This window comes from Achromobacter sp. UBA5777 (genome assembly GCF_002418565.1).
In the GTDB taxonomy this organism is placed as follows: Bacteria; Pseudomonadota; Gammaproteobacteria; order Burkholderiales; family Burkholderiaceae_B; genus Achromobacter; species Achromobacter animicus.
Window position 1 is genome coordinate 1 of the sequence record NZ_DIEJ01000232.1, and the last position, 25,296, is coordinate 25,296.

Annotated in this window: 23 protein-coding genes; 13 read left to right on the forward strand and 10 right to left on the reverse strand. The window is 64.9% G+C overall.

Annotated features, from left to right (window positions below; all coding sequences use genetic code 11):
* Both B3446_RS18960 and B3446_RS18965 read right to left on the reverse strand, forming a co-directional pair.
* The coding region (locus B3446_RS18960) for a magnesium chelatase domain-containing protein (protein WP_291384095.1) at positions 1–679 on the reverse strand (679 nt) is incomplete at its 3' end.
* 121 nt (positions 680–800) lie between these two features.
* Positions 801–1,076, reverse strand: a complete 276-nt coding sequence (locus tag B3446_RS18965; protein WP_056315890.1) for an accessory factor UbiK family protein — start codon at positions 1,074–1,076, stop codon at positions 801–803.
* 671 nt (positions 1,077–1,747) lie between these two features.
* On the opposite strand from B3446_RS18965, the gene B3446_RS18970 reads away from it, so the two are divergent.
* Entirely contained in the window at positions 1,748–2,086 is a 339-nt protein-coding gene (locus B3446_RS18970) for a P-II family nitrogen regulator (RefSeq protein ID WP_006218735.1), read from the forward strand.
* Positions 2,087–2,114: 28 nt separating this feature from the next.
* Complete coding sequence (gene amt / locus B3446_RS18975; protein ID WP_056569690.1) at positions 2,115–3,353, forward strand: ammonium transporter; 1,239 nt, start codon at positions 2,115–2,117, stop codon at positions 3,351–3,353.
* A gap of 109 nt (positions 3,354–3,462) precedes the next feature.
* On the opposite strand, the gene ptsP is transcribed toward amt, so the two are convergent.
* The 6 genes from ptsP to thrS all read right to left on the reverse strand — a co-directional run bounded on the left by ptsP (position 3,463) and on the right by thrS (position 9,757).
* Positions 3,463–5,178: a phosphoenolpyruvate--protein phosphotransferase gene (gene ptsP / locus B3446_RS18980; RefSeq protein ID WP_191576976.1), complete on the reverse strand. Its 1,716-nt coding sequence runs from the start codon at positions 5,176–5,178 to the stop codon at positions 3,463–3,465.
* 106 nt (positions 5,179–5,284) lie between these two features.
* Positions 5,285–5,554: an HPr family phosphocarrier protein gene (locus B3446_RS18985; protein WP_006387993.1), complete on the reverse strand. Its 270-nt coding sequence runs from the start codon at positions 5,552–5,554 to the stop codon at positions 5,285–5,287.
* Between the two features lie 108 nt (positions 5,555–5,662).
* Positions 5,663–6,064 (reverse strand): PTS sugar transporter subunit IIA, encoded by a 402-nt coding sequence (locus tag B3446_RS18990; RefSeq protein WP_056569684.1) that lies wholly within the window; start codon positions 6,062–6,064, stop codon positions 5,663–5,665.
* A gap of 15 nt (positions 6,065–6,079) precedes the next feature.
* Entirely contained in the window at positions 6,080–7,066 is a 987-nt protein-coding gene (gshB, locus tag B3446_RS18995; protein WP_191576977.1) for a glutathione synthase, read from the reverse strand.
* Positions 7,067–7,232: 166 nt separating this feature from the next.
* The gene (gene infC / locus B3446_RS19000; RefSeq protein WP_076812461.1) at positions 7,233–7,784 is read right to left on the reverse strand and encodes a translation initiation factor IF-3; all 552 of its coding nucleotides are present in this window, start codon (positions 7,782–7,784) and stop codon (positions 7,233–7,235) included.
* 20 nt (positions 7,785–7,804) lie between these two features.
* Positions 7,805–9,757 carry a threonine--tRNA ligase gene (thrS, locus tag B3446_RS19005; protein WP_291384111.1) on the reverse strand — a complete coding sequence of 651 codons (1,953 nt, stop codon included), beginning with the start codon at positions 9,755–9,757 and terminating at the stop codon, positions 7,805–7,807.
* A 563-nt stretch (positions 9,758–10,320) separates the two neighbouring features.
* Between thrS and B3446_RS19010 the strand changes: the two genes are divergently transcribed.
* Positions 10,321–11,034, forward strand: coding sequence for a response regulator (locus B3446_RS19010; protein WP_191577080.1), 714 nt, complete (start codon positions 10,321–10,323; stop codon positions 11,032–11,034).
* Positions 11,035–11,063: 29 nt separating this feature from the next.
* On the opposite strand, the gene hemN is transcribed toward B3446_RS19010, so the two are convergent.
* The gene (gene hemN / locus B3446_RS19015) at positions 11,064–12,494 is read right to left on the reverse strand and encodes an oxygen-independent coproporphyrinogen III oxidase (protein ID WP_291384114.1); all 1,431 of its coding nucleotides are present in this window, start codon (positions 12,492–12,494) and stop codon (positions 11,064–11,066) included.
* A 235-nt stretch (positions 12,495–12,729) separates the two neighbouring features.
* Here hemN and B3446_RS19020 point away from each other — a divergent pair, with 235 nt between their 5' ends.
* The 10 genes from B3446_RS19020 (at position 12,730) to B3446_RS19065 (ending at position 23,023) form a co-directional block, all read left to right on the forward strand.
* Positions 12,730–12,996 carry a hypothetical protein gene (locus B3446_RS19020; RefSeq protein WP_191576980.1) on the forward strand — a complete coding sequence of 89 codons (267 nt, stop codon included), beginning with the start codon at positions 12,730–12,732 and terminating at the stop codon, positions 12,994–12,996.
* 171 nt (positions 12,997–13,167) lie between these two features.
* Positions 13,168–13,908: a FadR/GntR family transcriptional regulator gene (locus B3446_RS19025; RefSeq protein WP_291384116.1), complete on the forward strand. Its 741-nt coding sequence runs from the start codon at positions 13,168–13,170 to the stop codon at positions 13,906–13,908.
* Positions 13,905–15,161 (forward strand): Zn-dependent hydrolase, encoded by a 1,257-nt coding sequence (locus B3446_RS19030; protein ID WP_291384118.1) that lies wholly within the window; start codon positions 13,905–13,907, stop codon positions 15,159–15,161. Before B3446_RS19025 ends, B3446_RS19030 begins: the two co-directional genes overlap by 4 nt.
* A gap of 307 nt (positions 15,162–15,468) precedes the next feature.
* Complete coding sequence (locus B3446_RS19035) at positions 15,469–17,046, forward strand: ABC transporter substrate-binding protein (protein ID WP_175124014.1); 1,578 nt, start codon at positions 15,469–15,471, stop codon at positions 17,044–17,046.
* Positions 17,047–17,145: 99 nt separating this feature from the next.
* A complete protein-coding gene (locus B3446_RS19040; RefSeq protein WP_056569653.1) occupies positions 17,146–18,153 on the forward strand; it encodes an ABC transporter permease in 1,008 nt (335 codons plus the stop codon).
* The gene (locus tag B3446_RS19045) at positions 18,150–18,989 is read left to right on the forward strand and encodes an ABC transporter permease (RefSeq protein ID WP_056569649.1); all 840 of its coding nucleotides are present in this window, start codon (positions 18,150–18,152) and stop codon (positions 18,987–18,989) included. The genes B3446_RS19040 and B3446_RS19045 overlap by 4 nt, the downstream gene beginning before the upstream one ends.
* Before the next feature lie 9 nt (positions 18,990–18,998).
* On the forward strand, positions 18,999–20,639 hold the full coding sequence (locus B3446_RS19050) for an ABC transporter ATP-binding protein (RefSeq protein ID WP_291384122.1): 1,641 nt from the start codon (positions 18,999–19,001) through the stop codon (positions 20,637–20,639).
* Positions 20,640–20,675: 36 nt separating this feature from the next.
* The gene (locus B3446_RS19055) at positions 20,676–20,966 is read left to right on the forward strand and encodes a cupin domain-containing protein (protein WP_056569641.1); all 291 of its coding nucleotides are present in this window, start codon (positions 20,676–20,678) and stop codon (positions 20,964–20,966) included.
* A 47-nt stretch (positions 20,967–21,013) separates the two neighbouring features.
* Positions 21,014–22,078, forward strand: a complete 1,065-nt coding sequence (locus B3446_RS19060; protein WP_291384124.1) for a histone deacetylase family protein — start codon at positions 21,014–21,016, stop codon at positions 22,076–22,078.
* Between the two features lie 45 nt (positions 22,079–22,123).
* Positions 22,124–23,023: a DMT family transporter gene (locus tag B3446_RS19065; RefSeq protein WP_291384126.1), complete on the forward strand. Its 900-nt coding sequence runs from the start codon at positions 22,124–22,126 to the stop codon at positions 23,021–23,023.
* Here the strand turns inward: B3446_RS19065 and B3446_RS19070 are convergent.
* On the reverse strand, positions 22,995–25,211 hold the full coding sequence (locus B3446_RS19070) for a TonB-dependent receptor (protein ID WP_191576988.1): 2,217 nt from the start codon (positions 25,209–25,211) through the stop codon (positions 22,995–22,997). The two genes, B3446_RS19065 and B3446_RS19070, sit on opposite strands and share 29 nt — an antisense overlap.
* Positions 25,212–25,296: the final 85 nt, after the last annotated feature.

The window sequence follows — 25,296 nt, forward strand, 5'->3', positions numbered from 1 at the left end:
GCTCGGCGCTGCCGGCCGGCAGGATCAGCGTGGCGGCGGGCGCGTCGCGAGCGACGCTCAAGGCGATCACCAGCGGCGCGGCGACCGGCACGAGCGCGCCGGTCAGGGACAGTTCGCCGGCGAGCACCAGGCTGGAGAGCGCGGGATCGGGTGCACGAGGCTGATCTGCGCGACGCTCGCCGGCAAGCCCGCTGGCGTGTGCGCCGCGGCTGTCGCCGGCAGGTTCGTTGGAAGGGCCGTCGGGATCTTTGCCTGGATGCTCACCGGGAAGTTCGCCAGGAAGTTCGCCGGAGCGGCCGGCGCTGCGGTCTACGGACTGTTCGCCCGAATCCCCACCGGAACCTCCGCCCTGCTGCCGGCCCGCCTGCGCGCCATCTTGCGCAGGCGCGGCCAATTGACCGGAGGCGAGCAGCACGCCCAGCGCGATCGGCAGATCGAAGCGGCCGGACTCTTTGGGCATGTCTGCCGGCGATAGATTGACGGTGATGCGCCCCGCCGGAAATTCGAAGCCGCTGTTGATGATGGCCGCCCTGACCCGCTCGCGGCTTTCCCGGACTTCGGTATCAACCAGCCCGACCACGTTGAAACCCGGCAAGCCGGGCCCGAGGTGTGTTTCGACGCGGACCGCATGGGCGTGCATGCCGCTGAGGGCCCTGCTGGCGAGTACGGCAAGCGTCACGGGGGTCTCCGGATGAGTTCGGGACGCCAGTATCCGCAAAAACAAACGGCCGCGGAGAGCGGCCGTGACAAAACGATCTCGCGCTGGGCCCGCGCGTAGCGGGTGCGCGGCGCTTGCTTACTTACTTATCCAGGCCCGTCGCCGGACCTTTGTCCAGACCCGTCAGGCGCTGCTCCATCTGCTGCACCTGGGCGGCCAGCTGATCGACCCGGGCGCGCGTGCGTGCAAGCAAGTCGGCTTGCACGTCGAACTCTTCGCGGGTGACCAGATCCAGCTTGGAAAACGCCTGCGTCATCATGGCGCGCACGTTGCGCTCGACGTCCGCGGCGGGGCTGCGCGCGATCAGGTCGGAAATGTTCTTCTGAAGGTCTTCCATCCACTGGGTGCGATTGTTCATATGGGCCTCTCGATGTTCTTGATGGCTCAAGTGTAGTGCGTCGGCTGGATCGTTTCAGGGGGGCCGGTTGCGCCGCCGAAAAAAAAGGGCGGGCCGCATGCGGTGACCGCCCTTCAAAGCACAGGAGAAAACCGGGCTGCCTGACGGCAACCCCCTACCAACACCACTAACCTTGCCCCGGTCTATCCGACCGCGCAGTGCATCGTCCATATGGCGGATACACGTCCTGAATCCGATTCAACTCGAGCCCACACCAGTCAACAAGCCGACCCGTGTAAACCCTCGTATCACGGTCGCGCCCCAATTTAAGCGGGTCTGAACGAATTCCAACCGGGATTGGAAAGCCATCACGAGGCAAAGAACCGCGGCCCGCAACGCTGAGCGCCGGACGACACGTTCTGCTGCCGCGTCCACGCACACGCGCCGGCACGTACCCGCACCGCGAACGCTCGCATTAAATGGCTACAAATCCCTCCTGCGGATCACATGTGGTTGCATGTGACTGCTTCGCGTTGTTGCGCACCAAATTGAGGCCGGCCTGCGGTGCATAGCGCACCACAACGGTGCGGTTTTGCACAACTTTTGCGCCGTTGCCGGGCATCGCCAGCGCTGATCAACATGGCATGGATATTGCTTTAACCACGGTGCGTGCAACCAAGAGAGGAAATGCCATGAAACTCATCATCGCCATCATCAAGCCCTTCAAGCTCGACGAAGTGCGGGTGGCTCTATCCGGAATCGGGGTCCAGGGCCTGACCGTCACCGAAGTCAAAGGCTTTGGCCGCCAGAAAGGCCACACCGAACTCTACCGCGGCGCTGAATACGCCGTTGACTTCCTGCCCAAGCTGCGCGTCGAGGCCGCCGTGCCCGACCACCTTGTGGACCAGGTCATCGAAGCGATCGAACAAGCCGCCCGCACCGGCAAGATCGGCGACGGCAAGATCTTTGCCGCCCCCCTTGAACAAGTCATTCGTATCAGAACTGGCGAAGCCGGCGAAGCTGCGCTGTAAATAAATAAAGACTCAATGGAGCCTGAAAATGGATAAAGCAGATATTTCCTGGTTGCTCGTCTCTACCCTGCTTGTATTGATGATGGCCGTACCCGGCCTGGCCATGTTCTACGCCGGCCTGGTGCGCAGCAAAAACGTGCTGTCCGTCTTGCTGCAAGTGTTGTGCACGTTTGTGCTGGGCCTGGTTCTCTGGTTCATCTATGGATATTCCCTGGCCTTCACCGAGGGCAATGCCTTCTTCGGCGGCCTCTCGCGCGCTTTCTTCTCTGGCATGTTCAATCCGGCCGACGGCACGTACGCCATGTCGAACACCCTGACCGAGCTGCTGTTTGCCTCGTTCCAGGCCACGTTCGCTGGCATCACCTGCGCCCTGGTGGTTGGCAGCTTTGCCGAACGCGCCCGGTTTTCGGCCGTGCTGGTGTTCACGGTGATCTGGTTCACGTTCGCCTACATCCCCATCGCGCACATGGTGTGGTTCGCCTCTGAAACGGCGCCCGGCCTCTTGAACGCACAAGGCGCGCTGGACTTTGCCGGCGGCACCGTGGTGCACATCAACGCCGGCGTGGCCGGTCTGGTGGGCGCCTATGTGGTTGGCAAGCGCGTGGGCTATGGCCGTGAAGCCATGCAGCCGCACAACCTGCCGATGACCTTCGTGGGCGCCGCCCTGCTGTGGGTGGGCTGGTTCGGCTTCAACGCAGGTTCGGCCCTGGCCGCCAACGAAAACGCCACGCTGGCCTTCTTCAACACCATGATCGCCACGGCGGGCGCCGTCCTGGCCTGGTTGTTCACGGAATGGGCCATCAAGGGCAAGCCCTCGATGCTGGGCGCCGCTTCGGGCGCCATCGCCGGCCTGGTCGGCATCACCCCCGCCGCCGGCCTGGTCGGTCCGGTGGGCGCCCTGATCATCGGCGTCGTTGCCGGCGTGGTCTGCGTCTGGGGCGTGAATGGCCTGAAGCGCATGCTGCGCGCCGACGATGCGCTGGACGTGTTCGGCATCCACGGCGTGGGCGGCATTGTGGGCGCCCTGCTCACCGGCGTGTTCAATGCGCAGGTCTTCGGCGGCCCCGGTCTGGCCGAGCCCTCCATGATTGCTCACCAACTGTGGGTCCAGCTGGAAGGCGTGCTGCTGACCATCGTCTGGTCCGGCGTAGTGGCATGGATTGCGTACAAGATCGCCAATGCCCTGTGCGGCCTGCGTGTGCCGGAAGACCAGGAGCGCGAAGGCCTGGACGTCACCAGCCACGGCGAATCCGCGTATCACAGCTAAGCTGCTTCGACGCTCCCGCCGCGACCCGCGGCGGGGCAGATCGGAAAATGAAAGAGCCCTTCATCATGAAGGGCTCTTTTTTTGTCAGCTTGCTTGGGACGGTGTCAGATCAGACCGGGCCGAGCGCGTCCAGGTCGACGGGCAAGGCGCGGTTCAGCGCCGACGCCACCTTGATGCGAAGCGCATTGGAGTGCGCCCGGCGGACCTCTCGCTTGACGTCCAGCAGCTGCTGCGGGTGCATGGAGAATTCGGTCAGACCCAGCCCGAGCAGCAGGCGGGTCATGCGCGAATCGCCTGCCATTTCACCGCAGACGGCCACCGGCTTGCCCGCGCGCTCGCCGGCATTGATGGTGTTGGCGACCAGGCGCAGCACCGCCGGGTGCAGCGGATCGTAAAGCGAAGCCACGTCGTGGTCGCCACGGTCGATGGCAAGCGTGTACTGGATCAGGTCGTTGGTGCCGATGGACAGGAAGTCCAGCGCCTGGGCAAAGGGTTCGATGGCGATGGCGATGGCGGGGACTTCAACCATCGCGCCCACTTCCATGTGCGGCGCGTAGGCCTGGCCACGGGCATCGAGTTCGCGCCGGGCGGCCTCGATGGCGGCCTTGGTCGCGACGACCTCATGCATATGCGCGATCATCGGGATCAGCAAGCGCACCGGTCCGTGGGCGGAGGCCCTCAGGATGGCCCGCAACTGTGTCGCGAACATCTCGGGGCGCGCCAGGCAGTAACGGATAGCACGCTGCCCGAGGGCGGGATTGGTGGCTACGGTGGCCTCGCCGTCCAGCGTCTTGTCAGAGCCGATGTCCAGCGTGCGGATCGTGACCGGACGGCCGGCCATCACCTTGACGACCGAAGCATAGGCCTCGTACTGCTCTTCTTCGCCGGGCAGGTCGGGCCGGCCCATGAAGAGGAATTCGCTGCGGAACAGCCCGATACCGTGCGCGCCGGACGCCAGCGCCAGCGCGGCTTCGTCCGGCAACTCGATATTGGCGTGCAGCACGATGTCGATGCCATCCAGGGTGACGGACGGTTCGTCGCGCAGGAGGCTGAGTTCGGCGCGCTCGTCGGCGTAGGCGGCCTGACGGCGGCGGTATTCCTGGAGAATGCGATCGGACGGATTGACCACCACGACGCCAACCGAGCCGTCGATGATCAGCATGTCGCCGTCGCGGACCAGTTCGCGCACATTGCCCATTGCCACCACTGCGGGCACGCCCATGCTGCGCGCCACGATCGCGGTGTGCGAGGTCGGTCCGCCCAGGTCGGTGACAAAGGCGGCAAAACGTCCACCGCGCAAGCGCAGCATATCGGCGGGCGAGATATCGTGCGCCACCACGACCAGGGCGTCGTCGCCGCCCATGTGGGACATGTCGGGCAGGATCGCCGACGTGCCGGCCAGGACGTGCAGCACGCGCTCGATCACCTGGCGCACATCCGCCCCGCGCTCGCGCAGGTATTCGTCTTCCATGGCGTCGAACTGCTGGCCCAGAATCTGGCCCTGCGTCGTCAGCGCCCATTCGGCGTTGTAATGGCGCTCAGCGATCAGGGCGAGTGTCTGTTCGGCCAGGAGCGGATCGCCCAGTAGCAGACTGTGCACGTTGAGCATCGCGCCCAGCTCGCGCGGCGCGTCGGCCGGCAGCGTGTCCGCCAGTTGCAGCAGTTCCTGCTGGGCCGACGCCAGGGCCTCGGTCAGGCGGGCGCTTTCAGCGGGCACGTCTTCCGGCGAGATCCGGTAGTGCGCCACCTCAAGGGCCGCAGCCCCCATGACGACGGCGCGGCCGATGGCGTAGCCCTTGGCGACACCCTTGCCGTAGAGGCACACAACGGGACCGGCAGAACCAGCCCCTTGGGGCGCGCTGGTCGCGGGCGCGCCAGTCGCCGCTATAGGCGAACCGGCCCGGGCCGGGCCGGTTGCTTCAGGAGAGGGTCTATTCCTGCTCACCGAATTTGCTGTCGAACAGGGTTTCGATTTCGGAAAGCGCTTGCTCGGCATCGCTGCCGGAGGCCTCCAGCTTGACGGTGACGCCCAGTCCGGCTGCCAGCATCATGACACCCATGATGCTCTTGGCGTTCACGCGTTGCGCACCGCGCGAAATGAAGATCTCGCTGGAAAACTTGCTGGCCAGCTGCGTCAGCTTGGCGGCGGCCCTAGCATGCAATCCCAGTTTGTTGCTGATGACAATGTCAGTATTAGGCATAGGAAAGGTGGTGACCGCGGGCTATGCCGCAGTGTTGATCGCAGCCAATCGTCGTACCGATCGTCGGCTTGAAATAATAGCCGACATAATAGGGCAATTTTCCGCCCGTCAGTCTACCCGCAAGACACCCTGCACCCCGCCGGCAAGCGCCTTTTCGCGGGTTTCGGCCAGCGGCAGGTTGCGGTAGGTCAACGCGCGCAGCAGCATCGGCGTGTTGAGACCCGCGAGCACACAGCACTGGATGCCCTGTGCCTGCGCATCGGCGACCGCGCGCTTGGAGATGTTGGCGGGCGTGGCGCCGATCAGGTCGGTCAGCACCAGTACCCCCGCGCCGTGATCCTGCTCGAGGATGTCTTTCAGGACATCCGGCGCCAGATCGTCCGGCAGGTCTTCGGGCAGGATGTCATGGATTGCCAGCATGCCGTCCAGATCGCCCATGACGTGGCTCGCGCATTCGCGCATTGCCGCGCCCAGAGGCGCGTGCACGACGATCACAATACCCGTGGTCATGTCGGTTCCGAAAAATCAGGCAGCAACGGAGGCGGAGCCGGCAGCCTTGGCCGCCACGGCCTTTTCGAGCGCCTGCACGAACATGCCGGCCACGTCAAAGCCAGTCTGTTCGGCGATTTCCACGAAACAGGTGGGGCTGGTGACGTTGACTTCGGTGACGAAGTCGCCAATGACGTCCAGGCCGACCAGCAGCAGGCCGCGGGCGGCCAGCTTGGGCGCCACGGCTTCGGCGATTTCACGATCCCGGGGAGACAGCTCCTGGGCGACGCCACGGCCGCCGGCGGCCAGGTTGCCGCGCGTTTCGCCGGCCAGGGGAATGCGGGCCAGGGAATACGGCACAGGTTCGCCGCCGATCAGCAGGATGCGCTTATCGCCTTTGACGATGTCAGGGATGAAGCGCTGCGCCATGATGGTGCGCGCGCCGTTGTCCGTGAGCGTTTCCAGGATGGCGTTCAGGTTGGGGTCTTTGGGCTGCAGGCGGAACACGCCCGTGCCGCCCATGCCGTCCAGCGGCTTGACGATGACATCCTGATGCTTGTCGTGAAACGCCTTGAGGCGGGCCATGTTGCGAGTGACCAGCGTGGGCGCGGTGAACTCGCTGATTTCGGTGATTGCCAGCTTTTCCGGGTGGTTCCGGATGGCCGCGCCGCCGTTGAACACGCAGGCGCCCTGCGCCTCGGCGTATTCGAGCAGATGCGTGGAATACACGTATTCCATGTCGAACGGAGGGTCCTTGCGCATCACGACCGCGCCAAAATCCGCCAGCGGCAGATCCTGGGAGGCGGATTCGCGCCACCAGTCGTGACCGTGCAGGTCGGCATCCGCGACCAGCTCAATCGGCGTGGTCTGCGCCTTGACGACGCCCGCCTCGATGTAGAGGTCGCCCTGCATGGCCACGCTGAGCGTGTGACCGCGCGCCACGAGGGCACGCATCATGGCGACCGAACTATCCTTGTACGCCTTGAGCAGCGGCAAGGGATCCAAAACGAACAAAACGTGCATCGCGACACCCTGAACGGACGCCGCCTCCCCTGGTGGGAAGGCGGCTATGCTTTGTGACATCGTAGCGTAGAGCCGGTCAATAAGCGAACCCGCCGGTCACGAGACGGACACGGCGGGTTGCAGGACCGCAAGGCGGAGCCTTGCGTGAACCGGATACGGCGGGCGCTCAGGCTGCCGATTCGGGCTTGCCTGCAGGCACAGCCTTCTTCTTCGGCGCCAGCACCATGACCATCTGACGGCCTTCGAGCTTGGGCATGGCTTCGACCTGGGCAAGCTCCAGGAGATCGTCGCGCACGCGCTCAAGGACGCGCATGCCAAGTTCCTGGTGAGCCATTTCGCGGCCACGGAAACGCAACGTCACCTTGGCCTTGTCGCCCTCTTCGAGGAAGCGGCGCAGGTTGCGCAGCTTGACCTGATAGTCGCCCTCGTCGGTCGCCGGACGGAATTTGACTTCCTTGACCTGGATGACCTTCTGCTTGGAGCGGGCTTCGGCTTGGCGCTTTTGCTCTTGGTACTTGAACTTGCCGTAGTCCATCAGACGGCAGACCGGCGGCTCGGCGTTCGGCGCGATTTCCACCAGATCCACGTCGTTTTGCTCGGAAAGACGGAACGCGTCGGCAATCTTGACGATGCCCAGCTGTTCTCCGTCCAGACCTATCAGGCGCACCTCGGGGACGCGGATTTCACCGTTGATGCGATTGGCTTTTTCAGTGGCGATGTTGAAAGCTCCTAGAAATGTTAAGCAGCGCTGCTATCGGGTTGATTGACGTCGCGACGGGTGGCGACGTCTTCGGACAACCGGGACACAAAGTCGTTGAACGGGATGGCGCCAAGGTCCAGGCCGCCCAGTCCACGTACCGCGACAGTGCCGTTTTGCTTTTCCTTGTCGCCGACGACAAGAATGTACGGCACCTTTTGCAGGCTGTGTTCCCGAATTTTACGAGTGATTTTTTCACCGCGCAAATCGGACTCTACTCTAAAGCCTTGTTTTTTCAGGCTTTGCGTGATTTCGGCAGCATAATCGGCCGAAGGTTCGGAAATGCAGCATACAACTGCTTGCACCGGCGCCAGCCAGGGCGGCATGGCGCCGGCGTGGTTTTCGATCAACATGCCGATAAAGCGCTCGAGCGAACCGAGGATCGCGCGGTGCAGCATGACGGGCGGACGGCGCTGGTCGTTCTGGTCCACGTACTCGGCGCCCAGGCGCACGGGCATGGAGAAATCGACCTGGATCGTGCCGCACTGCCAGTGACGGCCAATGGCGTCCTTGAGCGTGTATTCGACCTTCGGGCCGTAGAAGGCGCCCTCGCCCGGCGAGATTTCGAATTCGCAACCCGTGCGACGCAGGCTCTCCATCAGGGCGGCTTCGGCCGTGTCCCAGACTTCGTCCGTGCCGATACGCTTTTCAGGACGCGTGGCGACCTTGTACAGGACTTCGGTAAAACCGAAGTCGCGATAGACCTTTTGCAAGAGCGCCGTGAAATCGGCGCATTCGTCCTGAAGCTGGTCTTCGGTACAGAAAATGTGGCCGTCGTCCTGCGTGAAGCCGCGCACGCGCATCATGCCGTGCAGCGAACCGGAGGGCTCGTTGCGGTGGCATTGGCCGAATTCGCCGTAGCGCAGGGGCAGTTCGCGGTAGGAATGCAGGCCGGCGTTGAAGATCTGCACGTGGCCCGGGCAGTTCATGGGCTTGAGGCCATAGACGCGGTTTTCGGACTCGGTCGTGAACATGTTTTCACGATAGTTGTCCCAGTGGCCGGTCTTTTTCCAGAGCGAAATGTCCAGAATCTGCGGCGCCTTGACTTCCTGGTAGCCGTTGTCGCGGTACACGCTGCGCATGTATTGCTCGACCTGCTGCCACAGGGCCCAGCCCTTGGGGTGCCAGAAGATCAGGCCCGGGGCCTCGTCCTGGAAGTGGAACAGGTCGAGTTCGCGGCCGATCTTGCGGTGGTCGCGGCGCTCGGCCTCTTCGAGCATGTGCAGGTAGGCTTCCTGTTCTTCTTTCGTTGCCCAGGCGGTGCCGTAGATGCGCTGGAGCATCTCGTTCTTGCTGTCGCCGCGCCAGTAGGCGCCTGCCACCTTCATCAGCTTGAAGACCTTGAGCTTGCCCGTGGACGGCACGTGCGGGCCGCGGCACAGGTCGATGAAGTCGCCTTCGCGGTACAGGCTCAGCGTCTCGTTGGACGGGATCGAGGCGATGATTTCCGCCTTGTACTTTTCGCCAATGCCCTTGAAGAATTCGACGGCGTCGTCGCGGGACCATTCTTCGCGCGTGACAACTTCGTCCTTCTTGGCCAGTTCGGCCATCTTCTTTTCGATGGCGGCAAGATCTTCCGGCGTGAAGGGGCGCTTGTACGAGAAGTCGTAGTAGAAGCCGTTGTCGATCACAGGGCCGATGGTGACCTGGGCATCCGGGAAGAGCTCCTTGACGGCATAGGCCAGCAGGTGGGCGGTCGAGTGGCGGATCAGATCCAGGCCGTCCGCATCCTTGGCCGTCACGATGGCCAGGCGGGCGTCTTCTGCGATGCGGAAACTGGTGTCGACGAGCTTGGATTCCGCGCCGTCGAACGTCACGCGGCCGCCCAGGGCAGCCTTCGCCAGGCCCGTACCGATCGATTGCGCCACTTCGGCGACCGTTACCGGTTCCGGAAATTGGCGCTGCGAACCATCGGGCAATGTGATCTGTACCATCGGGAGTGCTTCCTGGGGTTCTTGGAACTGAAAAACGAAAACAGAAACGAAAAACGCGGCTTGGTAGCCGCGTTCATTTGATTGTCTTGATGAGTCCTACCGCTGACCTGACACGGTGAAACCCGACGCACGAAAAAAACTAACGCGACATGGGGCGAAAGTTCCGGGTCGTAGTTCGTGCGGGCGGGAAAAACATGTTGGGGCCTGTTGGTGCGCGCACTGCGGGGCGCGAATCAAGGTGCAGCAAAACAAATGCAGCCGAAATAGCTGCATGGATCGTTGCCGATTGTAGCACCGTTTGCGCGCTTTCCGTGGCGAAAACGCCACGGAGGATTGCAGTGAGCGCACCGGGGGCACAGCGAGATGTTTAGTGCCGACGGATCGGTCTGATTTTGGCCCGTTTGGTAACTCAAACGCGCGCCGAACACGTAATCTGCCCACGAATTTCAGGGCCGCGCACGGAAATGCGCCAGCGACAGCCGCGTCGTGACTGCGCGGATCGCCCTGGCCCCCCATCCGATCGTGGAGCAACGATGAATCGCGTTTCAGAGACTGCAAGCCAGATGACCGGCGGCTCGCTTCACGGCCCGCTTATCGCGCCGGCAGACGGCTCAGAGGCTCGCAAGCACCTGCTGCTGTCGCGGCCACCGCCGGTGATCCGGGTCGCGGTCCTGGACGACCATCCCGTCGTCGCGCTGGGCATTGGCGCCTTTTTGGAAAGCCGCCCGGGGTTTCATGTGGTGCACCGCGAGACCTCCGCACGCTCCCTGCTGGAGAAGCTGGCCAAGCAGCCGTGCGACGTCGCGCTGATCGACTTCTATCTGCCCCTGGAACCCTTCGATGGCGTCAACTACCTGCGGCGGGTGCGCCGCTATCACCCCAACATGGCGGTCATCACCTTTTCGGCCGGCAATCGCCAAGAGACCGAGTACGCCGCCTTCCGAGCCGGCGCCGCCGGTTACCTGGCAAAACAATGGGGCCTAGTGCTGCTGCCGGACATGATCCGCGGCGTGGTCGAGGCCAATACGCCGTTCCTGACGGTCGAAGACGGACAGATCTGCAGCATGGAGCCGACGGCGCCGCATGCCCTGCTGACGACGTCGGAAGTAGAGGTTCTGCGCCACATCAGGCAGGGCCTGTCGGTGACGCAGATTGCCCGCAGGCTGGTACGCAGCAAGAAGACGGTCAGCACCCACAAGCGCCGCGCCATGCGCAAGCTGGGGCTGTCGGATGATTTGTCGCTGGCGCTGTATTTGCGCGACAAGTTTGCCGAATGAATCGCGCGGCCGGTTGGCCGCGCGAGAGATCAGATGATGCGGGAGTACGTGGCGGTGGGAATGGCTGACCGCAGGTACTTGTCGAAGGCCATGGCCACGGCCCGCACGAAGTACCAGCCCAGGCCGGTGACCCGCAATTCGCCCAGGTGCAGATTCACCAGGCCCAGTTCGGCCAGGCTGGCCACCTGCGAGAGCTCGCGGCTGAAGTAGTCGCCGAACCGCAGGCCGTGCTTGGCTTCGATGCGGGCGAAGTCCACGCGGCCCTGGCACATGATGTCCATGATGATTTCGCGGCGGACCAGATCGTCGGGACTAAGGGCCAGGCCGCGTTCAACGGCGAACTTGCCGGATTCGATGGCGGCGTAGTATTCGTCGAGGATCTTGGCGTTTTGGCTGTAGGTGTCGCCGATGCGTCCGATGGCCGACACGCCAAGGGCGATGAGGTCGCGATCCGGCTGTGTGCTGTAACCCTGGAAATTGCGGTGAAGCTCGCCACGTTGCTTGGCTATGGCCAATGCGTCGGTGTTCAACGCGAAGTGGTCCATGCCGATATACGTGTAGCCCTGCTTCAGAAAACCCTGGATGGCGGAGCTGAGCAGGCCGACGCGCGTGGCGCGGTCCGGCAGGTCGGCTTCTTGAATGCGGCGCTGCGGTTTGAAGCGTTCGGGCAGATGCGCGTAGGCATAGAGCGCGATGCGGTCGGGACGCAGCGAGATGACCTGCTCGATGGTGCGGGCGAAGGATTCGGTGGTCTGCAGCGGCAGCCCATAGATGAGGTCCACGTTAACCGACGCATAGCCCAAGGCCCGTGCGCTGTGCATCAGCGCGGCGACATCCTCGTACGACTGGACCCGATGCACCGCGACCTGTACGCGTTCGTCGAAATCCTGGACGCCGAAGCTCAAGCGGTTGAAGCCCAGTTGCTGCAGGAAGGCCAGGCGCTCGGGGGTAGCTGTGCGAGGATCGACTTCGACGGAAATTTCGGCATCGGGCTCAAAGCGGAACGCGCCGCGCAGATCGCCCATCAGCCGCGCCAGTTCTTCGTTGGACAGGAACGTGGGGGTGCCGCCCCCGAAATGCAGTTGCGATACCGGCACGCCGGGACCGAGTTCCTGCACGTGCAGCGCGATTTCGCTGGACAGCGCATCGAGGTAGCGGGCGGCGCGGTCATGGTGGCGGGTCACCACCTTGTTACAGGCGCAGTAATAACAGACCGATTCACAGAAGGGAATGTGCACGTAGAGCGACAGTGGCTCGGCCGGGCTGGTTGCGCGCCGCTGCTGCAGGGCGAGGCGGTAGTCTTGCTCGCCGAAGCTTCCGTGATAACGGTCTGCCGTGGGATACGAGGTGTATCGCGGCCCGTTCTTGTCCAACCGGGCCAGCAGTTGGGGAGGAAAAAACGGCTCGGCGGTGGCGGGCGCCGGCGATTCCGAAGATTGAGGGCGTAGAGCGGCTTGCATAACCCGGATTATTCGCCTGCCCGGTCCCCGGCACATTGATCTTGCGCAAACGGCGATCACCGCGTCTGCCGCGGGGCAAGCTTTGCCAAGGCGGGTGAGCGCCACCCTGTTGCGCCGCCCTGCCCCGTAAAATGCCGCGACTCACCGGGCAAGACGTACACGCCGAGAATCGCGCAGCCCGATTCCTGCCACAGACTCCCGCCGCGAGATTCCCGCAGCAAACAAGGATCAATCAATGGAAACCGAACTGGAAGGCCGCCTGCTGGCCATGCGCCAAGCACTGGCGATTGCGATCGCCCTGTCGACCCGCAGCAGCCCCCAGGCCACCGACATGGCGCTGGAACTCCTGGGCGACCTGAAGGCCAATCTGGACAACACGCCGGCCGACAGCCCGTTTGGCAAGCCGGAATGGGTGGTGGGCGCCCATGACGAACTCGACGGCATCGCCCGGCTGGTGAGGGCGTTTACGCAAACGCCGGAACCGGACGACGACGCGCAGTAGACGCGCGCCGAACTCAGGCCAGAACTCCAACTGGCCTGACCACCAGACGAACAGCCGTGGATTCCCTCACATCGTTTTCCCTGAAAGCGGCGGTTTCCCCTTTCGTTTCAAGGGCGAGGTGCCTATATTGGTGGCCTGACCACCAGGCCAACCCTTTGTGCAGACCGCCCGATGAGCACCTTTCAAGCCGTCGCTGTCACTCGTCTGTATCGCATGATCGCCGACCAGATCGCGGGACGCATCCGGGCGGGCGACTTTCCGCGCGGCCGGCGGTTGCCGTCAGAGCGGGATCTGGCCGAACAATTGCAGGTCAGCCGCGCGTCGATCCGCGAAGCGCTGATCGCGCTTGAAATCGAGGGCTACGTCGAGGTCCGCGTCGGCACCGGCGTTTTCGTGGCCGACAAGGAAGGCGGCGGCACGGCATCTGCCGCCGGGCCGAACGCCAATGCGGCGCAGAGCGCCGACGACATCGGCCCGTTCGACCTGCTGGAAGCCCGCCTCCTGATCGAACCCGAATGCGCCGGCATGGCGGCCCAGCACGCCACGCCCGCCCAGCTTGCGGCGATCCGCGAAGCCCATGAGGGCATGTCGCTGACGGAGTCACCCGGTCGGCACGATCGCGAATTCCACGGCGCGATCGCCGCCGCCTGCGGCAACGCCGCGCTGGCCGCCGCGGTGGGCCATCTGTGGAACCTGACCCAGTCCAGCTCGGTGTACCGGCGGATGCAGGACTACTTCGTCGACGCCAAGGTGTGGGCCGTCGCCCACGCCGAACACCAGCGCATCCTGACCGCGATCGTGGCGCGCGACCCCATGCGGGCGCGCCACGCCATGCACGCACACCTGCTTGGCATCCTGGCGCGATTGCGCGAGGACTTTGGCGACGTTTCCAACCCCCGAGGCGATCTATGACGACACCCACCCTGTCCATCAACGGCAACCGGCTGTGGCAATCCTTGATGGATCTTGCGCAGATCGGCGCGACGCCCAAGGGCGGCAACTGCCGCCTGGCGCTCACCGCGCTCGATGGCCAGGGACGCGATCTGGTGACTGGCTGGATGCGCGATGCCGGCATGACGGTGCGCGTGGACCAGGTGGGCAACATCTTTGCCCGGCGCGCGGGCCGCGACGACAGCCTGCCGCCCGTCATGACGGGCAGCCACATCGATACGCAGCCCACGGGCGGCAAGTTCGACGGCTGTTATGGCGTGCTGGCCGGGCTGGAAGTCATCCGCACCCTGAACGACGCGGACGTGCAGACCGACGCCCCGCTGGAAGTGGCGATCTGGACCAACGAGGAAGGCTCGCGCTTTGTGCCGGTCATGATGGGATCGGGCGTATTCGCCGGCAAATTTCCGCTGGAAACCGCGCTGTCGGCGCGCGACGCGCAGGGCATCAGCGTGCGCGACGAGCTTGCCGCCATCGGATACGCGGGCGCCGATCCCGTGGGCGGCCGCCCGGTCGACGCCTATTTCGAGGCGCACATCGAGCAGGGTCCGATCCTTGAGCACGAGGAGAAGACCGTCGGCGTGGTGACGGGGTCGCTGGGGCTGCGCTGGTACGACATCACGGTGACCGGCATGGAAATGCACGCCGGACCGACACCGATGGCAATCCGCCGCGACGCGCTTTTTGCCACGAGCTTCCTGCTCCAGGCGGTCGTGAACATCGCCAACACCCACCAGCCGCACGGGCGCGGCACGGTGGGCGAGATCCACGCCTTTCCGGGATCGCGCAACGTGATCCCGGGCCAAGTGCGATTCACCACCGACCTGCGCCACGAAGACGAGGCGACGCTGGACCGCATGGACCAGGATTGGCGGCGTGTCTGCGACGACATCGCGGTCGCGCATGGCGTGCGCGTCGAGGTGAAGGATGTGCAGTACTTTCCGCCGACGCCGTTCGATCCCGATCTGGTCGACAAGGTGCTCAAGGGCGCCGCGAATCGTGGTCTGCCCGCGATGAACATCGTCACCGGCGCCGGACACGACGCCGTCTACATGGCCGCCGTCGCGCCCACCGCCATGATCTTCGTCCCATGCAAGAACGGCATCAGCCACAACGAAATCGAAGACGCCCGGCCCGAACATCTGGAGGCCGGTTGCAACGTCCTGCTCGACGCCATGGTGGCGCGGGCCAATGGCGCCAGTCAGCGCCCTGAATGATTTGCCCAAGCCGTAGCCAGCACGCCTGATTCGTCCAACAAAAATGCAAAGGGGAAAAAACTTGCAGCCGGACACTCACCGCACCGCAGCCGCCGACCACGCCGCCCTCGCCGCCCTGGCGAAGCACCATTGAATTCTCCGCATTGGTGCGCGGCGCCTTAACCAGCACCTGAACGAAGCATTGTTGCAGCAGCTCCACCCGCAGTACCCGAGAAACGCAGGTGGCATGAGGTTTGCTTGATTCGGCACGGCTATCGCCGCGTCCAGGCGGCCGCCTGTCCGACCCTTTCCAGCCCGGAGGCTCGCAGTGAAATCGAAAAACTGGTTTTCCCTAAGCATCGGCGCATTGGTCCTTGCGGCCGCGCTGCCCGCCACGCAGGCGTTCGCCCAGACCAAGGGCGGCACGCTGAACATGATCGTGCAGCCCGAACCGCCGGTGATCGTCACGGCCATCAATCAGCAGGGGCCAACGCAATTCGTTGCAGGCAAGATCTACGAAAGCCTGCTGACCTACTCCACCGACTTGAAGCCGCAGCCCGGGCTGGCCAAGTCCTGGGAAGCCGCCGCTGACGGGCTGACCTACACCTTCCATCTGCAGGACAACGTGAAGTGGCATGACGGCAAACCGTTCACGTCCGAAGACGTGGTGTTCTCGCTGGCAGAGATGCTGCCCAAGACCCATGCGCGCGCCCGCGTCATCCTGAACAAGTTCGTCGATTCCGTGACGGCCCCGGATGCCAAGACCGTGGTCATCAAGCTGAAGACGCCGTTCCCCGCCTTCATGCTGATGTTCGAACCCGGCTTTGCGCCGATGATGCCCAAGCATCTGTACGCCGGCACGGACTACATGACCAACCCCGCCAACCAGAAGCCCGTGGGCACCGGGCCGTTCGTCTTCAAGGAATGGAAGCGCGGCGAATACATCAAGCTGGCGCGCAATCCCGACTACTGGAAGCCGGGCAAGCCCTATCTGGATGAGCTGGTGTTCAACGTGATTCCGGATGCGGCGTCGCGCGCCGTGGCGTTTGAGCGCGGCAGCGTGGACGTGCTGCGCGGCGGCGACGTGGACAACGTCGACATCAAGCGCCTTCGCGGCCTGCCCAACGTGGAATACACGACAGCGGGCTGGGAAATGTTCTCGCCTCAGGCCTACCTGATCTTCAACATGCGCAAGCCGCCCTTCGACAATCTGAAGGTGCGTCAGGCGGTCATGGCCGCCATGAACCGCAACATGGTGGTCAACAACATCTTCTTCGGCCTGGGCAAGGTGTCGACCAGCCCGTTCGTGACGACCGAGATGTTCTACGACAAGAACATGCCGCCGATGCCGTTCGACATGAAGAAGGCGCGCGCGCTCATCAAGGAGTCGGGCATCAAGCCGGGCGACTACACGATCCGCCAGCTGAGCTTCCCGTACGGATCGACCTGGGACCGGCTGGGTGAATACACCAAGCAGGCGCTGGAGCAGCTTGGCTTCAAGGTGAACGTGGAATCGACGGACGCCGGCGGCTGGGCCAGCCGCACCGGCAACTGGGACTTCGACCTGACGACCACCTTCACCTACCAGTACGGCGATCCCGCGCTGGGCGTGCAGCGGCTGTACATCTCGTCGAACATCGTCAAGGGTTCGCCCTTTGCCAACGTGCAGGGTTACAGCAACCCCGAGACCGACAAGCTGTGGGAGGCCGCCGCCTCCGAGGTCGATCCGGCCAAGCGCCAGGAGCTCTACACCAAGATCCAGACGACCCTCGTCAACGAGGTGGCCAACGGATTCCTGGTCGACATGGAGTTCCCCACCCTGTCTCGCGCCAACGTGAAGAACCTGGTCAAGACCGCCATCGGTCTGAACGAGTCGTTCGACGACGTCTACATCGAGAAGAAGTAAGCGCTGTCAGGAAGTTGCCGCGGGTTCGCTCGCGGCAGCTTCCGGCTGTGCGATGGGCCCGCTTGCCGCCGGCAAATCCCGTCCTGAAAGGACCCGAGCATGAGATTCCTGTCTTTCCTGCTTTCCCGCATCGGCAAGGCCCTGGTGGTGGTGCTGGGCGTGGTGATCATCAATTTCTTCCTGATACGGCTGGCGCCCGGCGACCCCGCCGCCGTGCTGGCCGGCCAGGCCGGCGCGGGCGATGCCGCCTACGTGGACCAGCTGCGTGTCGCCTTCGGGTTGGACAAGCCGATCCTGACGCAGCTCCTGCTTTATCTGAAGGGCGTGGTGCAGCTGGACCTGGGCTTTTCCTACCGCAATCACGTACCAGTGCTGGACCTGATCGTCGAGCGCTTGCCCGCCACCTTCCTCCTGATGTCGTGCGCCTTCGTGTTTTCGATCGTGCTGGGCGTGCTGCTGGGCGTGGTGGCGGCCAAGGCGCGCTACCGCAACAAGCGCCGCTGGATCGACAGCTCGGTGATGACCGGCGCCCTGCTCCTGTACGCCACGCCGCTCTTCTGGCTGTCGCTGATGGGCATTCTGCTGTTTTCAGTGGTGCTGGGCTGGCTGCCGGCGTTCGGCATGGAAACCGTGGGCGCCAACCTGACCGGCTGGGCGCGCGCGGGCGACATCGCCCTGCACCTCATCCTGCCGACCGTGACGCTGGGCTGCTTCTTCATGGCGGTCTATGTGCGGCTGACGCGCGCGTCGATGCTGGAAGTGATCGGCATGGACTTCGTGAAAACGGCCCGCGCCAAGGGCGTGAGCCCCAGCCGTGTGATCCGCGCGCACGTGCTGCGCAACGCGCTGCTGCCGGTCATCACGTTTGCCGGCATCCAGCTCGGGCAGATGGCGGGCGGCGCGGTCCTGACCGAAACCGTCTTCGCGTGGCCCGGCATCGGCCGTCTGATGTTCGACGCCCTGCTGCAACGCGACTACCAGCTTCTGCTGGGCATCTTCCTGGTCACGTCCATCATGGTCGTCGTCTTCAACCTGTTGACCGACGTGCTGTACCGCCTGATCGATCCGCGCATCGGCGCGGGTGCGCAGCAAGGAGCCTCCGCATGAAGTCATTCGCCCAACGTTACATGCGCAACTACGGGGCGGTGGCCGGGCTGGTCATCATGCTGATCGTGGTGGCCGTGGCCCTGGCGGCGCCGCTGCTGTACGAGGAATCGCCGTGGATGATGGTGGCCGATCCGCTGATCCCGCCGTTCACCAATGCGGACTATCCGTTCGGCACGGACATGCTGGGCCGCGACATCACGGCCGGCCTGGTGTGGGGCGCGCGCGTGTCGCTGATGGTCGGTTTGCTGTCGACCGCCGTGGCGCTGCTGTTCGGCATCCTGGTCGGATCGGTGGCCGGCTATTGCGGCGGCCGCGTGGACGACGCGCTGATGCGCTTCACCGAGTTTTTCCAGACCATTCCGCAACTGGCGATGGCCGTCGTGCTGGTCGCCATTTTGAGCCCGTCGGTGTATTCGATCATGGGCGCGATCGCCGTGGTGTCCTGGCCGCCGGCAGCGCGGCTGGTGCGGTCGGAGTTCATGACGCTCAAGCAGCGCGAATTCGTGCAGGCGGCCATCGTCATCGGCCAGACGCCGGCGCGCATCGTGGGCACGCAGATCCTGCCCAACGCCATGTCGCCCATCATCGTGTCGGCCTCGTTCATGGTGGCGACCGCCATCCTGACGGAATCGTCGCTGTCTTTCCTGGGCCTGGGCGACCGCAACCTGATGAGCTGGGGCTTCATGATCGGCGCGGCGCGCACGATGATCCGCGAAGCCTGGTGGATGAGCGTGTGGCCTGGCGTCGCCATTTTGCTGACCGTGCTGGCCATCAACCTGATCGGCGAAGGCCTGAACGACGCCCTCAACCCGCAACTGCGCAAGCGCGGCGAATAGGAGGCCGGCATGAATGCAAATTTGGAATCCGCGCCGCTGCTGTCCATCCAGAACCTGACCATCGCGCTCCCCAAGGGCGGCGACCGTCCGTACGCGGTCCAGGACGTCTCGTACGACATCCGTGCCGGTGAAATCCTGTGCATCGTCGGCGAATCCGGGTCGGGCAAGTCCATGAGCGCCAACGCCATCATGGGACTGCTGCCCGACTACCTGACCCCGCAGCAGGGCCGCATCCTGTTCCGCGGCCAGGATCTGCTGCAGCTGGACGAGCCGGCGCTTCAGGCCATGCGCGGCAAGGACATGGCGATGATCTTCCAGGAGCCGCTGTCGGCCCTGAACCCGCTGATGACGGTGGGCGAGCAGATCAGCGAGGTAATGCGCGTGCATGACGCCTACCCGGGCGCCGAGCGCCTGAAGCGCACGCTGGAACTGCTGGAATTCGTGGGCCTGCCGGATCCGGCGACGCTCTATCACGTCTACCCGTTCCGGCTGTCGGGCGGACAGCGCCAGCGCGTGATGATCGCGATGGCGCTGGCGCTGGAACCGGCGCTGCTGATCGCGGACGAGCCTACGACAGCGCTGGACGTGACGACGCAGGCGCAGATCCTGGCGCTGATCGCGCGCATCCAGAAAGCCAAGGGCATGGGCGTGATGTTCGTCACGCACGACTTCGGCGTGGTGGCCGAGATCGCGCACCGTGTGGCGGTCATGGAGAAAGGCATCCTGGTGGAGCAAGGCCCGGCCGACGAAGTGCTCAACCGTCCGCGTCATCCCTATACCCAGCGCCTGATCGCGGCGGTGCCTCACCGGCGCGGCGAGGAGCGCGCCGGGATCGCGGACGACAGGCCGGTGCTGGAGGTCAAGGACCTGAAGAAGACCTACGTGATCGGCCACGGCTGGCTGGGCAACAAGCGCGAGGTGCATGCGGTGGACGGCGTGAGCTTTGCCGTGCGGCGCGGCGAGACGCTGGGCATCGTGGGTGAATCGGGATCCGGCAAGTCCACCATCGGCAAATGCCTGCTCAAGCTTGTCGGCATCAATGGCGGCCAGTTGCTGTTCAACGGGCAGGACATCGCCACGCTTCCCGAGTCGCGCTTTCGACCGATGCGGCACGAGATCCAGATGATCTTCCAGGACCCATTTGCCTCGCTCAACCCCCGGCATACCGTGGGCCGCATCATCAGCGACGGCCCGGTCGCCAACGGTGTGGCGCGGGCACAGGCCGAGGCCCGGGCTCGCGAACTGCTGTCGCTGGTGGGCATGGATCCGTCTGCCTTCGATCGTTATCCCAACCAATTTTCGGGCGGCCAGCGCCAGCGCATCGGCATCGCCCGCGCCTTGGCGCTGGAACCGAAGGTGCTGGTGGCCGACGAATCGGTCTCCGCGCTGGACGTGTCGGTGCAGGCGCAGGTGCTGCAACTGCTGCACGACCTGCAGCAGCGGCTGAAGATTGCGCTGGTGTTCATCACCCACGACCTGCGCGTGGCGGCGCAGATCTGCAATTCGGTGCTGGTCATGCATCGCGGCAAGGTGGTCGAGTACGGGTCGCCGGCGCAGATCTTCGACAACCCGCAGCACGCGTACACACGCCAGTTGATCGCCGCGGTGCCGGGCCAGCATTGGGACCCGACCAAGGCGCAGGCCGCCTGACCGCAATTCCATCATCGCCATTCAGGAGAACCGCTTATGCAACGCCCCGCTGCCATCCCCACCGTGCAGATCGACAACGAGCAGGTCACCGTCACGGAGTGGCGCTTCCCGCCGGGCGGCGAGACGGGTTGGCACCGCCATGGCATGAACTATGTGGTGGTGCCGCAGACGACCGGCCCGCTGCTGCTGGACACGCCCACCGGCCAGGTGACCAGCCAGCTCACCACCGGCGTCGCGTACTACCGGCCGGTCGGCGTGGAGCACAACGTCATCAATCCCAGCGACACGGAATTCGTGTTCGTCGAGATCGAACTGAAGCGGGCATGAGCCCCGCGCATCTGGCATCGACCCGGACGGTCTGAGCGAGGATATCCATGAAGGCCTTTTTTTCCGAAGAACAGTTGCTGCATTCGCCCCGCCAATTCATGCGGCTGGGCCGCATCAGCGCCCCGACCGACCTGCCGTCGCGCGCCGAGAACCTGCAGCAGGCGCTGGCCGCCCGCGGCGTCAAGGTCGAAGCGCCGGCCGATTATGGGCGCAAGCCGCTCGAACACGTCCACAGCGCGGATTATCTGGAGTATCTGGAAACGGCCTTTGTGCGCTGGCAGGCGTTGAAGGCGCCGGGCGTGGATCCCGGTCCGGAAGTGCTGCCCAACCTGTCGCCGTACTACAACGGCCGCATCGACGCCGCCGGGCGCGGCCCCTGCCCCTCGCCGTCCATCGTGGCGCAGACCGGGTACTACCTGAGCGACCTGTCCTGCCCCATCGGGCCGCAGACGTGGCAATCGGCGCTGCGGTCCACCCATAGCGCGCTGGCGGCGGCGGATCATGTGCCGGGCGGTGGCGGGGTGGCGTATGCGCTGTGCCGGCCGTCCGGCCATCACGCCCATCGCGATCGCGCGGGCGGCTTCTGTTACCTGAACAGCAGCGCCGCCGCGGCCAGCCGGCTGCTGCAGACGTGGTCCAAGGTGGCGGTGCTGGACGTGGACGCGCATCACGGCGACGGCACGCAGAACATCTTCTATCAGCGGCCGGAGGTGATGACGGTGTCGCTTCATGCCGACCCGGCGGGCTACTACCCCTTCTACACCGGCTACGCGCACGAGCGCGGGCATGGCGCTGGCGAAGGGTTCAACCTGAACCTGCCGCTGGCCCACGGCTGCGGAAACGCGGAATTCCTGCAGGCGCTGGACACCGCGCTGGACGCTTTGGCGGGCTATGCGCCCGAGGCGCTGGTCCTGCCGCTGGGGTTCGACACGTACAAGGACGATCCCATCAGCGTGCTCCGGTTGGACATCGACGCCTACCGCGACATCGGCGCGCGCGTCGCCGGTCTGGGCGTGCCGACCGTGGTGGTGCAGGAAGGCGGCTACATGGTCGAGGCGATCGGACCGGCGCTGGACGCGTTTCTTGAAGGATTCGACCGTGGCGGCAAGTGACCATGCGCAGGGGGACGCAAAGGCGTGCATGAGCACGTGCGCCGCATGAGCGCCCTGACCGGCTCAACGCCCGCGCGCCAGACGGGAATTTTGCTGTTCTTTGCCGCGCTGGTGGCGTTTGCCACCTTCGACGCGGGCGCCAAGCAGTTGCTGGAACGCTACCCCGCCCCCTTCCTTAATGTGATGCGCTACCTGGCGGTGGTGACGCTGGCGATGGGCATGCTGTGGCGCCACGGCCGCGGCCTGCGCCTGCGCGACGCGCCGGAGAAGCCGCTGCTGGTGCTGCGCGGCGTCATGCTGGCCACGGTGGCCACCTGCTTCATGACCGCGCTGATCTGGATGCCTCTGTCCGAAGCCACCGCCATCTACTTCACGGCGCCGCTCATCATGGTGGCGCTGTCGCCCTGGATGCTGGGCGAACGCGTCCACGTGGCGCAATGGGGCGCCGTGGCTGCGGGCTTTGGCGGCATGCTGCTGATCGTGCGGCCCGGCGGCGACCTGCCTCTGCTGGGCACGTTGCTGATGGCCGTGTCGGCCGTCAGCTACGCGATCTTCCAGGTGTTGACGCGCAAACTGTCGAACAAGGTGCCGGGGCCGGTGCAGTATGCGTACACCGCCTTCATCTGCCTCATCGTGACAGCGCTGCCGGCGCCCTTCTTCCTGCCCGATCCCTGGCCGGGGCCGGCGGACACCGCCATCATCCTTGCGCTGGGCGCGTGCAGCGGCCTTGCGCAGATTCTGCTGATCGCCGCCTTCCAGCGCGTCCCGGCCGCGACGCTCGCGCCGCTGAACTACTTTCAGTTGCTGCTGGCGCTGGGCTTCAGCACGTTCTGGTTCCAGCGCCCGCCAGACGCGCTGGCGCTGGCGGGCATGGGACTCATCATGGCGGCCGGAGTGTTTCTGGCGCTGCGCCCGCTTAGAAGTCCATCGACGCCGACAGCATGAACGTGCGCGGCGCGCCCAGCGCCAGGCTGGAGAGCTGCGGCATGCCCCAATAGGCCTTGTTCGTCAGATTGTTGATGGCGGCGCGCAGCACCACCTGGCGGTCCGCCACCTTCGTGGCGTAGCGCGCGCCGATGTCGTACGTGGTGCGCCCGCCCACCGACAGCGAGTTGTCCGCGCTGATGTATTGCTTGGACACCGAGGTCGCGTTGGCGGTCAACGTCAGGCCCTGAACCGCCGGCACGTCCCATTCCACCCCAAGCTTGCCCTGCAGCCGGGGGATGCCCGTGGCCTGCTTGCCCTCGTTGGCCGCGACGGCGGCTTTCGTCACCTTGGGATCGATGTAGGCGACGCCGCCGATCAGGCGCACGCCGCGCAGCGGTTCGCCGAAGAAGCCCCATTCCACGCCCTGGTTGCGCTGCTCGCCGCCGAACGAAAACACGTTTGTGACCGGATCGGTATAGCTGCTGGGACGCTCGATTTCAAACAGCGCCAGCGTATGGGTGAAATCGCCCAGATCGACCTTCAGGCCGATCTCCTTCTGCTTGGTCTTGAAGGGCGCAAAGAGCTCGCCTGCGTTGGCCGCGGTGGCGGGCGCGGACTGCCCCTTGGAGAGACCCTCGATGTAGTTCGCGTAAACGGAAATGTTGTCCGTCGCCTTGACGAGCAGCGCGGCGGCGGGCGTCGTGGCGTGGGCGTCATAACGGCTGGTGCGCGCGCCGGTGGCGACGCTGAAGCTGTCGGTGCGGACCTCCTGGCGGCGCGCGCCCAGCGTCAGTTGCACGCGGTCCTCCGCAAAGGACAAGGTGTCGGCCAGGCCATAGCTGATCATGCGCGTCTTGCTGTGCATGATGGGGGGAAACACGCCGGCGGGCGCCGGGCCCCAGACCGGGTTGTAGATGTTGGTGACCCAGTCCGCGCCGGGCACCGAACGGCGGCCGTAGTCGTGCTGGTCGTCGGAGTAGTACGTGGCGTTCAGCACCCACTGGTGCTTGATCGCGCCGGTCTGCAGTTTGCCTCGCAGGCCCGCGTCGCCAGAGGTCTTGTCCACCTCCATGTTGAGTTGCCCCATCGACGTGCGGAAGTCGCCGGCATCGTTGAACACCTGCGCCGACATGGCGCCGCTGTAGGTGTATTCGGAACGGCTGGTGCCGAGGGCCGCGTACGCCATCAGCTTGTCGGTGACGTCGAATTCGCCGCGGATCATGGCGCCGCGATCCTGGTTCTTCACGTAGGCCCAATCCGGGTTCAACAGGGTTTCGGGCTTGGGCGGCTTGGGCACGCCGATGCCGGGGGCCAGGTTGATGCCGCGCGTCACGCCGTCGATGCGCTCATCGGTGTCGTACAGATCGGCGGAGATGCGGACCCGCTCGCCGCGCCAGTCCAGGCCCAGCGATGCCAGTTGCGCACGCTTTTTCTGGTCGTCGACGGGGCCGTCGCCGTTGCGGTACATGCCGTTGAACCGGATGCCGAACTGCTGGTTCTCGCCGAAGCGCCGCCCCATGTCCAGGTGCCCGCCGAACTGCGCGTCCGACATGTAGGTGGCGGTCAGGCGCGTCAGGGGCTCGGCGCCGGCGCGCTTGGACACCAGGTTGACCGTGCCGCCGACCGAACCGCCGGGAGGCATGCCGTTCAACAAGGCGGACGGGCCTTTCAAGACTTCGATCCGCTCGAACATCTCGGGCGACGTCCGGTAGTAAGGCGCCATGCCGGCCAGTCCGTTGAACGTCATGTCGGTGGTGGCGGACGAGAAGCCGCGGATCGAGTAGTTCTCGCTCCACGCGCCCGACACGCCGTTGCTGAACACTGACGGGTCCGTGCGGGCGATGACATCGGTGATGTCCTTGGCCTGCAGGTCCTCGATGTACTTTTCCGTGTAGTTGATGACGGAGAACGGCGTGTCCATGAAGTCCTTGTCGCCCAGGAAACCCACACGGCCGCCGTACGTGACCTGGCCGCCGGCGTACGGCGTTGACGGCGCCTCCTGCACGTCGGCCTGACCCGTGACTGTCACCGTGGGCAGGGTCTTCACACCCGCCTCCTGTTGCGCCCACGCCGGCGTCGCAACCGCAGCGCCCAGCGTAAGGCCGAACACCGCGGCGACGAGAGGGTTCAAGGAAAAGGCGGGCTTTGCCTGCCCGGCTAGCGGCGAAGGACGTGCGACGCGGCCGCTATGGCGACGTTTGCTCATGGAATGCTCCGTTCAGTTGAGCTGGGATCGCCCAACAATTCAGGCGACTGGGAATCATTTACGTTTGAATCGGCAATGACGCGCG

Excerpts from the sequence above, each read along its gene's own strand:
- B3446_RS18985 (WP_006387993.1), bottom strand. The coding sequence starts at position 5,554 with ATGCCTAATACTGACATTGTCATCAGCAACAAACTGGGATTGCATGCT.
- B3446_RS19040 (WP_056569653.1), top strand. The coding sequence starts at position 17,146 with ATGAGATTCCTGTCTTTCCTGCTTTCCCGCATCGGCAAGGCCCTGGTG.
- B3446_RS19045 (WP_056569649.1), top strand. The coding sequence starts at position 18,150 with ATGAAGTCATTCGCCCAACGTTACATGCGCAACTACGGGGCGGTGGCC.
- gshB (WP_191576977.1), bottom strand. The coding sequence starts at position 7,066 with ATGCACGTTTTGTTCGTTTTGGATCCCTTGCCGCTGCTCAAGGCGTAC.
- thrS (WP_291384111.1), bottom strand. The coding sequence starts at position 9,757 with ATGGTACAGATCACATTGCCCGATGGTTCGCAGCGCCAATTTCCGGAA.
- B3446_RS19020 (WP_191576980.1), top strand. The coding sequence starts at position 12,730 with ATGGAAACCGAACTGGAAGGCCGCCTGCTGGCCATGCGCCAAGCACTG.
- amt (WP_056569690.1), top strand. The coding sequence starts at position 2,115 with ATGGATAAAGCAGATATTTCCTGGTTGCTCGTCTCTACCCTGCTTGTA.
- hemN (WP_291384114.1), bottom strand. The coding sequence starts at position 12,494 with ATGCAAGCCGCTCTACGCCCTCAATCTTCGGAATCGCCGGCGCCCGCC.
- B3446_RS19050 (WP_291384122.1), top strand. The coding sequence starts at position 18,999 with ATGAATGCAAATTTGGAATCCGCGCCGCTGCTGTCCATCCAGAACCTG.
- B3446_RS19055 (WP_056569641.1), top strand. The coding sequence starts at position 20,676 with ATGCAACGCCCCGCTGCCATCCCCACCGTGCAGATCGACAACGAGCAG.
- B3446_RS19010 (WP_191577080.1), top strand. The coding sequence starts at position 10,321 with ATGACCGGCGGCTCGCTTCACGGCCCGCTTATCGCGCCGGCAGACGGC.
- B3446_RS19030 (WP_291384118.1), top strand. The coding sequence starts at position 13,905 with ATGACGACACCCACCCTGTCCATCAACGGCAACCGGCTGTGGCAATCC.
- B3446_RS19065 (WP_291384126.1), top strand. The coding sequence starts at position 22,124 with ATGAGCGCCCTGACCGGCTCAACGCCCGCGCGCCAGACGGGAATTTTG.
- B3446_RS18990 (WP_056569684.1), bottom strand. The coding sequence starts at position 6,064 with ATGACCACGGGTATTGTGATCGTCGTGCACGCGCCTCTGGGCGCGGCA.
- B3446_RS19060 (WP_291384124.1), top strand. The coding sequence starts at position 21,014 with ATGAAGGCCTTTTTTTCCGAAGAACAGTTGCTGCATTCGCCCCGCCAA.
- B3446_RS19025 (WP_291384116.1), top strand. The coding sequence starts at position 13,168 with ATGAGCACCTTTCAAGCCGTCGCTGTCACTCGTCTGTATCGCATGATC.
- B3446_RS18970 (WP_006218735.1), top strand. The coding sequence starts at position 1,748 with ATGAAACTCATCATCGCCATCATCAAGCCCTTCAAGCTCGACGAAGTG.
- B3446_RS19070 (WP_191576988.1), bottom strand. The coding sequence starts at position 25,211 with ATGAGCAAACGTCGCCATAGCGGCCGCGTCGCACGTCCTTCGCCGCTA.
- B3446_RS18965 (WP_056315890.1), bottom strand. The coding sequence starts at position 1,076 with ATGAACAATCGCACCCAGTGGATGGAAGACCTTCAGAAGAACATTTCC.